The organism is Pseudomonas maioricensis (assembly GCF_022790535.1).
In the GTDB taxonomy this organism is placed as follows: domain Bacteria; phylum Pseudomonadota; class Gammaproteobacteria; order Pseudomonadales; family Pseudomonadaceae; genus Aquipseudomonas; species Aquipseudomonas maioricensis.
In genome coordinates this window covers 151,505-163,244 of record NZ_LOHG01000003.1, presented here as the reverse complement: position 1 = coordinate 163,244, position 11,740 = coordinate 151,505, and the positions used below count along the sequence as shown (strand labels likewise).

Sequence of the window (11,740 nt, the reverse complement as noted above, 5' to 3'; positions counted from 1 at the left end):
AAATACGACCACCTGATTGAGTGTGCTTTTACTGTAGGAGTGAGCTTGCTCGCGATTGGGTCTGCTAATTGATGAGGATATCGCCTGTGCTGACCCAATCGCGGGCAAGCTCACTCCTACAAGTCCGGTTTGTTGCGCGACAACGTGGTGTCAGGGGCGCAGGGGCGGCTTTTGTCAAACAATACGACCCGACCTGGATCATCCATCAGCCGCCCATTTGGGCTATGGTATTGGTTTTTCCATCCCACTCAGGAGCGTTGCACCGTTGAAACTCTGGCCCATTCTGCTGTTGATCCTGTTGCCGTTCACCGCGCAGGCCATTGAAATTGGCGATCCTGTGCCGACCTGGAGCCTGTTCGACCAGTTTGATGAACCTTATGTGATGAACCCGCAAAAGACCCAGACGATTCTGGTCGCCAGCAGCATGAGCGCGGGCAAAATCATGGAGAAGGCGCTCAAGGACAAGCCCAAAGGATTTCTGGAGGCTCGCCACACAGTGTTCATCGCCAACATTGAGCCGATGCCAGCGTATGTCACCAAGTTCTTTGCCGTGCCTAAAATGCGCAGGGCGTACTCGTACCGTGTAGCGCTGGACCGCGAGGCGCAAATTGCGCCGGGTTATGGCGGCGATGCTGCGGCTGTGCAGTGGTTGCAACTCAAGGATGGCAAGTTAGTGGAGCGGCGGGAGTTCAACGGGCCAGATGCGCTTCGCGAGGCGCTGGAGAAGCCGTGATCCGTGCCTGATTCAGATCAGGCACGGCTCAGGTAATGCTCAATGCCTGTCTGGCAGGTCACCGGAAAACATTTCATCTTCGGCATCCGGGCTGACCGGAATCGCATGTTCTTCGGACGCCCAGGCGCCCAGGTCGATCAGCTTGCAGCGCTCCGAGCAGAACGGCCGGGCAGGGCTGGCGGCGCTCCATTCCACGGGGGCGCCACAGGTTGGGCAATCGACGGTCATTGGTTGGCTCATGATTGGCCTCCGGGCAAAGTTAAATAAAAGTGATGCAGGCGCTGGACTTCGCTTTGCAGCCAGGCAGCGTCACGGTCATTGACCAGCACATCATTGGCACGACTCAATCGATCTTCTCGATGGGCCTGGGCTTTGATGATGGCTTCGACCTGCTCCTGACTGGAACTGTCGCGCAGCATGGTGCGCTGGACCTGCAGGTTTTGCGGTACGTCGATGACCAGCACGCGCTGAGTGATTTTCCACTGACCGGACTCGACCAGTAGGGGCGAGACCAGAATCGCGTAGGGCGAAGTGGCGCTGGCCAGATCGCGCTGGATCTCCGTTGCGATCAGTGGGTGCAGCAGGGCTTCAAGCCAGCGGCGCTGTTCGGCATTTTCGAAGATCAAGCCGCGCAAGGCACCTCGATTGAGCGTGCCGTCGGCATTCAGCACCGAGGGTCCGAAGTGCTCGGCGATCAGCGCCAGCGCCGGTCGGCCGGGCTCAACCACCCAGCGTGCTGCGTGGTCGGCGTCGACTACATGGATGCCCAGATCGATAAAGCACTGTGCTGCTGCGCTTTTGCCGCTGCCGATGCCGCCAGTGAGTCCAAGAATCCAGGGTTTTTTAGCGGTTTGGTTCATCTGAAACCGGCAAATTGCAAATAGGAGTCGGTTATTTGACCACCCCAGAGCAAAGCGATCCAGCCTGCGATGGCCAGATAGGGACCGAAGGGGATCGGTGTGCTGGTTTCAACATTCCGTAAACGCAGCAGGATCAGGCCCAATACGGCGCCGACCAGCGATGACAAGAGAATGGTCAGTGGCAGAATCTGCCAGCCACCCCAGGCCCCCAGCATGGCCAGCAACTTGAAATCGCCATGGCCCATGCCTTCCTTGCCGGTGATCAGTTTGAACAGCCAATACACCGACCACAGCACCAGATAACCGGCCACTGCGCCCCAGAGCGCATCGCCCAACGTGGTGAACACGCCGAACGAGTTGACGATCAGCCCCATCCACAACAGCGGCAACACCAGGTCATCAGGCAGCAACTGGTGATCGGCATCGATCAGACTCATGGCCAGCAGGCCCCAGCTCAGCACCAGCATCGCGGCAGCAGGCCAGCCAAAGCCGAAGTGCCAAGCGATGTAGCCGGACAGCAGGCCGCAGGTCAGCTCAACCAGCGGATAACGTTTACTGATGGGCGCTTTACAGCTCGAACACTTGCCGCCCAGGAACAGGTAGCTGAATACCGGCAGGTTTTCCCATGGCCGGATTTGGTGTGCGCAATGCGGGCAGCGTGAGTGCGGCAGGACCAGGTTGAAGGTTTCGCTTGCAGGCTCGGCAGGCAACTTGAGCATTTCCCGGGATTGAGCCTGCCAGTCGCGCTCCATCATGATCGGCAGGCGATAGATCAGCACATTGAGAAAGCTGCCGACCAGTAAACCGAGAATCAGTGCAGATAAAACAAAGGCCAGCGGTGAGCTGGCCAGGAAATCAACAAGTGACATAGTCAGACAACACTTCCGAGTTTGAAAATAGGCAGGTACATGGCAATCACCAGACCGCCGACGATGACGCCAAGGATGGCCATGATCATCGGCTCCATCATGCTGGTCAGGTTATCGACCATATTGTCGACTTCATCTTCGTAATAGGTTGCGACCTTGTCGAGCATGGAGTCCAGTGCGCCTGACTCTTCGCCGATGGCCGTCATCTGAATGGCGAGGCTGGGGAACACACCGGTGGAACGCATGGAAAAGTTAAGCTGCATACCGGTAGAAACGTCTTGTTTGACCTTGTTCACTGCATTGCGGAACACCACGTTACCGGTTGCGCCCGCTACTGAGTCCAGCGCTTCGACCAGCGGCACGCCTGCGGCAAAGGTGGTGGACAGCGTACGGGCAAAGCGTGCAACTGATGACTTATAAATCAGTGGGCCAATCACCGGTACTTTCAACAAGCCGCGGTCCACGCTGTCGCGAAAATTTTGAGAGCCTTTGTAGCTGCGTCGGAACAGGAAAATACTGACGAACATCGCCCCTAGAATGATGAGCCACCAATCCTGCACGAGCTTCGACAGGCCGATCACCATCAGGGTGAACGCCGGTAGCTCAGCACCAAAACCGGCAAAGATGTCCTGAAACTTGGGCACCACGTAAAGCAGCATGATCCCGGAAACCACAAACGCCATGATCATCACCATGATCGGGTAGGTCATAGCCTTTTTGATCTTCGCTTTGAGTGCTTCGGTTTTTTCCTTGTAGGTCGCCACTCGATCAAGCAAGGCTTCCAGCGCACCGGCCTGTTCACCGGCGTCCACCAGGTTGCAGTACAGATCGTCGAAGTATTGCGGCTTCTGCCGGAGCGCGAAGGCGAAGCTGTTACCCGCTGCGACTTCGCTTTTCACTTCTTCGATCAGCTTGCGCATGTTCGGGTTTTCCGAGCCTTCAGCAATGATGTCGAAGGACTGCAGCAGCGGCACACCGGCTTTCATCATGGTTGCCATCTGTCGCGAGAAAAACGCGATATCCAGCGGCTTGATCTTCTTCCCGGAGCCAAACAGCGACACTGGTTTCTTGCGCACTTTGGTGGGGCTGATGCCTTGTTTGCGCAACTGCGCCTTGATCAACGCTGGATTGTGACCGGTGAGCTCGCCGGTTATCTTGGCGCCTTTCTTGTCCGTGCCTTCCCACGTGAAAACGATGGCTTTTGCTGCTTTGCTGGCCATGATCAGTCCTTGGTCACGCGGTTGACTTCTTCAAGGCTGGTGACGCCCTGCATCGCTTTGATCAGGCCCGATGTACGCAGGTCATTGAAGCCGTCCTTGCGCATTTGTACGGAGATATCCAGCGAGTTGCCTTCTTCCATGATGATTCGCTCCAGAGCCGGGGTCTTCTTGACCACCTCGTAAATCCCCACGCGGCCTTTATAACCGCCATTGCACTGATCGCAGCCGACCGCTGTATAAATCTTGAACGTGCCGACCTGATCTTCCGGAAAGCCTTCCTTGATCAGGGTTTCTCTGGGAATGTCTGCTTCTTTCTTGCAATGCGGACACAGCTTGCGCGCCAGACGCTGGGCAATGATCAGGTTGATGGCGGTGGCAATATTGAACGCGGCCACGCCCATGTGGTGCAAACGGGTCAGTGTTTCTGCGGCGCTGTTGGTGTGCAGCGTGGAGAGCACCATGTGGCCGGTTTGCGAAGCCTTGATGGCGATTTCAGCCGTTTCCAGGTCACGAATCTCACCGACCATAATCACGTCAGGATCCTGACGCAGGAAGGCGCGAAGTGCCTGCGAGAAGTCCATTCCTTGACGCGGGTTGACGTTGACCTGATTCACGCCTTCCAGGTTGATTTCAACCGGATCTTCAGCCGTTGAAATATTGATGTCCACGGTATTGAGAATGTTCAGGCCGGTGTACAGCGACACGGTTTTACCCGAGCCGGTGGGGCCGGTGACCAGAATCATGCCTTGCGGCTGTTTCAGCGCCTCCAGATACAGGGCTTTCTGTTCAGGCTCATAGCCCAACGCGTCGATGCCCATTTTGGCCGTGGTCGGGTCGAGCAGACGCATGACGATTTTTTCGCCCCACAGCGTCGGCAGGGTGTTCATCCGGAAATCGATGGCCTTGGTTTTCGAAATGCGCAGTTTGACCCGGCCGTCCTGAGGCTTGCGGCGCTCGGAAATGTCCAGGCTGGCCATGACTTTCAGGCGTGCGGCGATGCGGCTTGCCAGGTGGATAGGCGGTTTGGCCACTTCGTGCAGGATGCCGTCGGTACGCAGCCGGACCCGGAAGGTCTTTTCGTAGGGTTCGAAGTGCAGGTCGGACGAGCCAAGGCGAATGGCGTCCAGCAGCATCTTGTTGACGAAGCGCACCACCGGAGCGTCGTCTGCATCGTCTTGGCCGAGAGAAGTTTCCTTGGCCTCGCTGCCCGATACGATTTCCAGGCTGAGATCGACATCGCCCAGATCACCTAACGACGAATGGCTGTCGAAAAACTTTTCGATGGCGTCGGTGAGCTTGTCGTCCTCCACCAGAATCGCTTCGATGGCCAGGCCGGTGCTGAACTGCAGATCGTTGATAGCCTGCTGGTTGGCTGGATCGGATATGCCGACGTACAGCTTGTTGGCGCGTTTCCACAGGGGCAGGACATGGTGTTGGCGGATGAGCTTTTCGCTCACCAACCCCTTGGGTTGTTCTTCTTTATTAAGGCTGTTGAGGTCCAGAAACGGCAAACCGAAATGGTCCGACGACATCTCCGCCAGGACCAGTGCTTTGACCAGGCGGTTTTGTACCAGATAACTGATCAGCGAAACCTTGTCGCGCCGGGCCTGTTGATAAGCCTGTTGCGCCGCTTTTTCAGTCAGAAGTTCGGCAACTACCAATTGCTTGGCCAAACCGGTCAGAACAACGTCACTCATAAAACCACCAAACCCATACAGTATCTGGTTTATAGCCTAGTCAGGCGGCGCTGCCAATGATGCATGGCAAGGTGACCAAAATTGTCAGTTAGTGATCCTGTCGGGACACACAATTGCGCAGCCAATCAAAGGATTAGCAATAAAGGAGGATTGAACAAGGCTTGGCATGACCTATGCTTTGGCACAGGCAAGCAACACCTTATTGACGCACCGGAGCAGTACCCATGAAAGCACAAAAAGGTTTTACGTTGATCGAGTTGATGATCGTAGTAGCGATCGTCGGTATTTTGGCTGCTGTGGCGATTCCGTCGTATCAGAACTACACCCGTAAGGCGGCATATTCGGAAGTGCTTACGGCCATGGCGGCTATAAAAACCGGTATGGGCGTCTGCTTGTCACAGGCCGCTGCGCTTGCCGACTGCGATACCGCTGCTGAAATCGGTGTAACTTTGCCTCCTGTTTCAACTACGGGTGCTGTGAACAACATAGCGATCGGAGCCGGCACTATCACCGCAACTCCTAACGCCTATAAAGGTATTGCAGCTGCCGATTCGTGCGTACTCACAGCTCCTTTGCCTGTTGCTGGCGCGCCTTTGGTATGGACATACTCGGGTAACTGCGTAACCAACGGCTACGTTCGTAACTAAACCGCTTAATGTCTTAGCCAGTGCTTCTAGTGCTTGTTTATTGTATTGCAGGCACTAGCCTTACCTGACTAGCCGAAATAGCTCAGCCCGGTAGAGCAGCGCACTCGTAACGCGAAGGTCGCAGGTTCGATTCCTGTTTTCGGCACCGCAGACCTAAAAAAGCCCGATCCATATGGATCGGGCTTTTTCGTTTGGATTGCCTCGTTAATGCGTAATGCCCTTTAACAGGCTGAATCCAGACTTAGGTTTCTGACACCCCTCAGTCGCGCTGCCAACCCAAGGCCCTGTAGGAGTGAGCTTGCTCGCGATGGCGTCCTGTCTGACAGTGGTTTACTGAATGACTCACCGCTATCGCGAGCAAGCTCACTCCTACAGGATTCGTGTTTGCTGCGTGACAGCGCGGCTGCTCCTACAGGGGCTTTTGTCATTGGGGCAGTCAGTTACTACCTCAAAGACTCAACCGCATCGACAGATCCACCGCCTTCACGTCCTTGGTCATTGCCCCAATCGAGATGTAGTCCACGCCGGTTTCTGCGATCACCAGCAGGGTGTCGTCGTTAATGCCGCCACTGGCCTCCAGCTTTGCCCGGCCTGCGTTGAGGCGGACGGCTTCGCGCATGTCGTCGAGGCTGAGTTCGTCGAGCATGACGATGTCAGCCCCGGCATCCAACGCTTCGCGCAGCTCATCGAGACTTTCCACTTCGATTTCCACCGGCTTTCCCGGGGCGATCTTGTGCGCCGCGGCAATGGCCTGAGCGATCCCGCCGCAGGCCGCGATGTGGTTTTCCTTGATCAGAAAGGCATCGAACAACCCGATGCGGTGGTTATGGCAGCCGCCGCAGGTCACGGCATATTTCTGTGCGAAGCGCAGGCCCGGCAGGGTCTTGCGGGTGTCCAGCAATTTGACCTGAGTATTGGCGACCATGTCGGCGTAATGCCGGGCCTTGGTTGCCACTCCTGACAGCATCTGCAGAAAGTTGAGCGCGCTGCGCTCGCCGGTCAGCAACGAACGCGCCGGACCTTCGAGATGGAACAGCGCCTGGTTGGGCTGCACCTGTTCACCGTCCACCACCTGCCAGTGCACAGCAACCCGTGGATCCAGTTGGCGAAATACCGCATCAACCCAGGCCGTTCCGGCAATCACCGCTGCGTCTCTGGAGATAACCGTGGCTTTGGCAAGGCGTTCGGCAGGGATCAACTGAGCGGTGATGTCGCCACTGCCGACGTCTTCCAGCAACGCACGGCGCACGTTGGCTTCTATTTCGGCGGTGAGGGTGGCGAGTTGTAAATTCGGCATAGCGGACTCCATTTCAGGTCGCCCGAGTATAAGGCAGGTTGCCCACTGAACTCACGGTACCCCATCTATATCGGGCCTTTGCCAGTCCCCAAACGAATGACAGTTGGTCGGTTTTTTACAATTCGTTGCGATGGATTGCATTTTTTGCGGTCTATTCCTGCACGCGTCAATCCGCTAGCCGGAGACGAAATGTAAAGAACAAGACTTCTCTGGCAGATCGGATATATTTTGAAAGATGATACGACTTGTATTTGACGTCACGCTTTTGACGTCTAGCGGGATGAATTGGGGGATCGCTTCACAGGCACGGGATCAAGCCCTGCTTGTGATGAGGTCGATGACGCTGTCTGGCAGGTGGCTTGATGCAAAACGACGAGAATGTTGTGCCGTTAACTAAAGCAAATCCCGACCAGGCGGTTCATTCGCCCCTCGCGCGCCTGCCTGTAGTTTTGCTGCAGGTTCGTGACAAAGCTGCCCAGCAGCTCAAGGACGCCTTGCAGGAGTTGTTCGATAATGCGGACGACACGCTATTTGAAATGGCGGACCGTGCGCAAAGCAATTCCGAGCAGAACATCTTTTTCGAAGCGATGCGTGACCTGCGCCTCAAGCGTAAAAGCATCGAGCGAGCATTTCTCGACAAGTTCTACGAAGCTTTTCTACGCCTTGGGCAATATCAAGTGTCCGAGCCGGTTATCGCTACCCCGGTGTCATTCGACAAGCTGTCACTGGTGCACAACGATGATCTGGAAAAGACCGTTGCTGTCGACGCCATGGTGACCAAGGTCCTGAGCCGTGACGGCACCGCCCTTGCGCAACTGACGACCCGCCTTAACCAGCTCGTCACTCAGCCCCTGACCAACGAAGCCAACCCTATGGGGCCGGCGATGTTGTGTGATTATTTCCTGCAGGCCGGGCGTAGCCTTGGCGTGGGGATCAAGGTCAAGCTGATTGTGCTCAAACTGTTTGAGAAGTACGTCCTGTCCGATACGGACGACCTCTACAGCGAGGCTAACCAATTGTTGATTGCGACTGGCATCTTGCCAGAGCTGAAAGCTGTTCCTGCACGTCGCTCTACTGATCGCAGCACCCGGCCAAGCCGCAGCGTCGAGCAGTTCTCTGATCCTGCTCTGGCCCAGACCGCCGACAAGCTTGATAAAGGTGTGCAGGACGTTTTTTCTGCCTTGCAGGAATTGTTGCTGCAAGTGCGTGGCAATATCGTGCCGCGCCATGAGGCCAGCGCCGAAGCCCGGCCTATCTCCAGTCAGGACCTGCTGCGCTTGTTGTCGCACATGCAGCAATACGTTCCGTCGTCGGATTTGCCGGATGATTTCGACCTGCGTAACCAGTTGGAGCAACTGCTTACGCGCGTCAGCGTGAAGAGTGGCAAGTTTCGCGTGGTGGGTGTCGGTGATGAAGATGTCATCAACCTGATCGCGATGTTGTTCGAGTTCATTCTGGATGATCGCAATCTGCCGTCTTCATTGCGTGCGCTGATTGGTCGACTGCAAATTCCGATGCTCAAGGTCGCTGTTATCGACAAGAGTTTTTTCAGTCGTGGCAGCCATCCTGCGCGGCGTCTGCTCAATGAAATTGCAGCTGCGGCGCTGGGCTGGGGTGGGCGGGACGACTATCAGCGCGATTCGCTTTACGTGCGTGTCGAGCAGATCGTACAGCGCCTGCTGAACGACTTTGTTGATGATCCGGCGATTTTCTCTGAACTGCTGGTGGATTTTCTCGCGTTTACCAGCGATGAGCGCCGCCGCAGTGAGCTGCTTGAGCAGCGTACCCGTGATGCCGAAGAAGGCCGTGCGCGTGCCGAGTTGGCTCGTCAGCGGGTGCAGCAGGAATTGAATCAGCGCTTGCTCGGCAAAGTGCTGCCTGAAGTGGTTGTGCGTTTGCTGCAGGAGGCCTGGAGCAAGGTGTTGCTGCTGACCTGCCTCAAGCATGGTGATGATTCCGTTGAGTGGCAGGCCGGGCTGGCCGCGATGGATGATCTGGTCTGGAGCGTTGAGTTGCATGAGGAGCCGGAAGCCAGGCAGCGTTTGCTGGATCTGGTGCCAGGCTTGCTCAAGGCGCTGCGCGAAGGCCTGACCAGTGCGGCGTTCGATCCGTTCGCGACCAGCGAATTCTTCAGTCAGTTGGAAGCGTTGCATGTGCAGGCGTTTCAGCACTTCTCACGCATGCAGGACGACGCCGCCAACGGCTCGCCTGACACTGCTGATGTCGAGGATGCGCAAGGACCGGCGATGATTCAGGTGGTGGAGGAGATCGTATTGATCGCCCCGGGTGGTGACCAACTGTTCAACGAACCTGCGCCGCGTTTGCCGGAAGATGATGCGGGGCTCGCGCAGGTCGACAAGCTTCGTCTGGGTGGCTGGGTGGAAATCCAGGAAGACGAAGAGCACAAGCTGCGTTGCAAGCTGGCGGCGATCGTCGAGCCAAGCGGGCGCTATGTGTTCGTCAACCGCACCGGGATGAAAGTCCTCGAGAAAACACGCATGGGGCTGGCGATGGAATTCCGTCGCGGCACCATCCGTATGCTCGACGATGCGCTGTTGTTTGACCGCGCGCTGGAGTCGGTGATGGGGAATTTGCGCAAGCTCAAGGGCGCGTAAGGCCGAGTCTCACCGTAGGACCGGCTTCAGCCGGGAGGCATCTACCCTGGCAAGGCCAAGGTGGTGAATGTGCAGGCCATCTCCCGGCTAAAGCCAGTCCTGCGGGGCTCCGTAATTCAGTCGCATATATGCATATCCAAGCGCCAGACCCTTCCTACCCAAACCTCATCCATTTACACCCTGCCTATTTTCTTCACAGCGGGCATACTTGCCCCTATCGATTTATCCGTGCAAGGAACCTTCATGCAGCTCGACTGTGCAAGCGGCTGGTGCCATGGCATCGATCATTGCCCCTCGCCCAATTTCAATGCGCGCCCCGAGGGGGAAATCTCTCTGTTGGTGATTCACAACATCAGCCTGCCCCCTGCGCAGTTCAAGACCGGCAAAGTGCAGGCGTTTTTTCAGAATCAACTGGATGTCACCGAGCACCCCTACTTTGAGGGGATTGCAGATCTGCGTGTGTCGGCGCATTTTCTGATTGAGCGTGATGGAGAAGTGACGCAGTTCGTCTCCTGTCTGGACCGCGCCTGGCATGCGGGCGTTTCGAATTTTGAAGGGCGGGAAACCTGCAATGACTTTTCCGTCGGTATCGAGCTTGAAGGCACCGACGAGCAACCGTTCACCGACGCTCAGTATGCAGCCCTGATCGATCTGACTCGTCAGTTACAGTCTGCGTATCCGGCAATCAACAGCGCACGGATCTGTGGCCATAGCGATATTGCGCCGGGTCGCAAGACTGACCCAGGCCCCTTTTTTGACTGGTCGCGTTTCAAGGCGGCCTTGCAGGCTTGAAGTGAGGGACAGGTAAATGAGTTTTCTGGTGTTACTGCTGGCGGTCTTGATCGAGAAGTTTTCAGCTCTGCGTGAGCGCGTTCAGCGTGATGGGACATGGCTGGCCGAGCTGGCCCGGCTTGAGGCCAGCCCACGCATGGCGTCACATCCCTGGTTGATTCTCGAACTGAGCGTATTGCTGCCGGTGTTGCTGGTGGCGTTGATTCTGGTTGTACTGGGTTCGGTCGCCAATGGCTGGCTGGCGCTGCCCGTGCATTTGCTTGTGTTGATCTACAGCCTGGGGCGTGGCGATCTGATTGCTGCGCTCGGGCCGTTCCGGGACGCTTGCCGACGTGGTGATGCGCAGGCGGCGGTTCACGTCGCCGAGCGCGACATGGGCGTGCTGGCCGATAACAGTGAAGAGTTGCTCAAAGGCGTGCAGGGCCATTTGTTGTGGCAGGCCTATCAAAGCTTCTTCGCGGTGATTTTCTGGTATTTCCTGCTGGGCCCTGTCGCGGCGCTTGCTTACCGTCTGCTGGCACTGGCCGCCGAGAATGCGAAAACGCCAGGAGTGGCAGAAAATGCCGCGCAACTGCGCCACGCATTCGACTGGATTCCAGTGCGGTTGCTGGCCGCGAGCTTTGCGCTGGTGGGCAACTTCGTGGCGGTCAGCCGGGTCATGCTGCACGAGTTGCTCAACTGGGACATCAGCGCTGCGCAACTGATTGCCAAAGTCGGTTGCGTGGCTGGTGAAGTTCCCGCTCCGGTGGTCGGTGCCGAAGGCGTCAACAGCCTTGATGTGCTCTGGGAGCTACTGATCCGCGCCGCGATCGTCTGGTACGCCGGGTTTGCGTTGTGGACGTTGTTGGTTTGAGGGGGTATTTGTCGACGGGCTCAAATCTGTGGGAGCGAATTCATACGCGAAGAGGCCGGATCATCCGCTGATAATTCGTCGCCTGAAATATCGCATTCGCGAATGAATTCGCTCTCATCAAACAACATGCAACCTACTGGATTGATGTGCATTCTTT

At 56.7% G+C, this 11,740-nt stretch carries 11 protein-coding genes and 1 tRNA gene; 6 read left to right on the top strand and 6 right to left on the bottom strand.

What is annotated here, in order from left to right:
- The first annotated feature begins 265 nt into the window (after positions 1-265).
- Entirely contained in the window at positions 266-733 is a 468-nt protein-coding gene (locus AUC61_RS06095) for a hypothetical protein (protein WP_243244989.1), read from the top strand.
- A 39-nt stretch (positions 734-772) separates the two neighbouring features.
- On the opposite strand, the gene yacG is transcribed toward AUC61_RS06095, so the two are convergent.
- The 5 genes from yacG to pilB are packed head-to-tail and all read right to left on the bottom strand — an operon-like array spanning position 773 to position 5,379.
- Positions 773-973 carry a DNA gyrase inhibitor YacG gene (gene yacG, locus AUC61_RS06090; RefSeq protein ID WP_027902143.1) on the bottom strand — a complete coding sequence of 67 codons (201 nt, stop codon included), beginning with the start codon at positions 971-973 and terminating at the stop codon, positions 773-775.
- Positions 970-1,593: a dephospho-CoA kinase gene (coaE, locus tag AUC61_RS06085; protein WP_243244988.1), complete on the bottom strand. Its 624-nt coding sequence runs from the start codon at positions 1,591-1,593 to the stop codon at positions 970-972. Before coaE ends, yacG begins: the two co-directional genes overlap by 4 nt.
- The gene (locus AUC61_RS06080) at positions 1,590-2,462 is read right to left on the bottom strand and encodes a prepilin peptidase (RefSeq protein WP_243244986.1); all 873 of its coding nucleotides are present in this window, start codon (positions 2,460-2,462) and stop codon (positions 1,590-1,592) included. Before AUC61_RS06080 ends, coaE begins: the two co-directional genes overlap by 4 nt.
- A 2-nt stretch (positions 2,463-2,464) precedes the next feature.
- Entirely contained in the window at positions 2,465-3,682 is a 1,218-nt protein-coding gene (locus tag AUC61_RS06075; protein WP_243244983.1) for a type II secretion system F family protein, read from the bottom strand.
- Between the two features lie 2 nt (positions 3,683-3,684).
- A complete protein-coding gene (gene pilB, locus AUC61_RS06070) occupies positions 3,685-5,379 on the bottom strand; it encodes a type IV-A pilus assembly ATPase PilB (RefSeq protein WP_243244982.1) in 1,695 nt (564 codons plus the stop codon).
- A gap of 224 nt (positions 5,380-5,603) precedes the next feature.
- Here pilB and AUC61_RS06065 point away from each other — a divergent pair, with 224 nt between their 5' ends.
- Both AUC61_RS06065 and AUC61_RS06060 read left to right on the top strand, forming a co-directional pair.
- On the top strand, positions 5,604-6,026 hold the full coding sequence (locus AUC61_RS06065) for a pilin (protein WP_243244979.1): 423 nt from the start codon (positions 5,604-5,606) through the stop codon (positions 6,024-6,026).
- Between the two features lie 71 nt (positions 6,027-6,097).
- Positions 6,098-6,171 (top strand) — tRNA-Thr (locus AUC61_RS06060).
- A gap of 303 nt (positions 6,172-6,474) precedes the next feature.
- On the opposite strand, the gene nadC is transcribed toward AUC61_RS06060, so the two are convergent.
- Entirely contained in the window at positions 6,475-7,323 is an 849-nt protein-coding gene (nadC, locus tag AUC61_RS06055) for a carboxylating nicotinate-nucleotide diphosphorylase (protein WP_243244978.1), read from the bottom strand.
- Between the two features lie 362 nt (positions 7,324-7,685).
- Between nadC and AUC61_RS06050 the strand changes: the two genes are divergently transcribed.
- From AUC61_RS06050 to ampE, 3 genes are all read left to right on the top strand, one after another.
- A complete protein-coding gene (locus AUC61_RS06050) occupies positions 7,686-9,938 on the top strand; it encodes a DUF1631 domain-containing protein (RefSeq protein WP_243244977.1) in 2,253 nt (750 codons plus the stop codon).
- A gap of 243 nt (positions 9,939-10,181) precedes the next feature.
- Positions 10,182-10,730, top strand: a complete 549-nt coding sequence (ampD, locus tag AUC61_RS06045; protein ID WP_243244975.1) for a 1,6-anhydro-N-acetylmuramyl-L-alanine amidase AmpD — start codon at positions 10,182-10,184, stop codon at positions 10,728-10,730.
- A 16-nt stretch (positions 10,731-10,746) separates the two neighbouring features.
- Positions 10,747-11,583, top strand: a complete 837-nt coding sequence (gene ampE / locus AUC61_RS06040) for a regulatory signaling modulator protein AmpE (protein ID WP_243244973.1) — start codon at positions 10,747-10,749, stop codon at positions 11,581-11,583.
- The last annotated feature ends 157 nt before the right edge of the window (positions 11,584-11,740 follow it).

Bases quoted from the DNA above. Each gene is read 5' to 3' on its own strand.
- yacG (WP_027902143.1), bottom strand. From the start codon at position 973: ATGAGCCAACCAATGACCGTCGATTGCCCAACCTGTGGCGCCCCCGTG.
- coaE (WP_243244988.1), bottom strand. From the start codon at position 1,593: ATGAACCAAACCGCTAAAAAACCCTGGATTCTTGGACTCACTGGCGGC.
- AUC61_RS06080 (WP_243244986.1), bottom strand. From the start codon at position 2,462: ATGTCACTTGTTGATTTCCTGGCCAGCTCACCGCTGGCCTTTGTTTTA.
- AUC61_RS06075 (WP_243244983.1), bottom strand. From the start codon at position 3,682: ATGGCCAGCAAAGCAGCAAAAGCCATCGTTTTCACGTGGGAAGGCACG.
- pilB (WP_243244982.1), bottom strand. From the start codon at position 5,379: ATGAGTGACGTTGTTCTGACCGGTTTGGCCAAGCAATTGGTAGTTGCC.
- AUC61_RS06065 (WP_243244979.1), top strand. From the start codon at position 5,604: ATGAAAGCACAAAAAGGTTTTACGTTGATCGAGTTGATGATCGTAGTA.
- nadC (WP_243244978.1), bottom strand. From the start codon at position 7,323: ATGCCGAATTTACAACTCGCCACCCTCACCGCCGAAATAGAAGCCAAC.
- AUC61_RS06050 (WP_243244977.1), top strand. From the start codon at position 7,686: ATGCAAAACGACGAGAATGTTGTGCCGTTAACTAAAGCAAATCCCGAC.
- ampD (WP_243244975.1), top strand. From the start codon at position 10,182: ATGCAGCTCGACTGTGCAAGCGGCTGGTGCCATGGCATCGATCATTGC.
- ampE (WP_243244973.1), top strand. From the start codon at position 10,747: ATGAGTTTTCTGGTGTTACTGCTGGCGGTCTTGATCGAGAAGTTTTCA.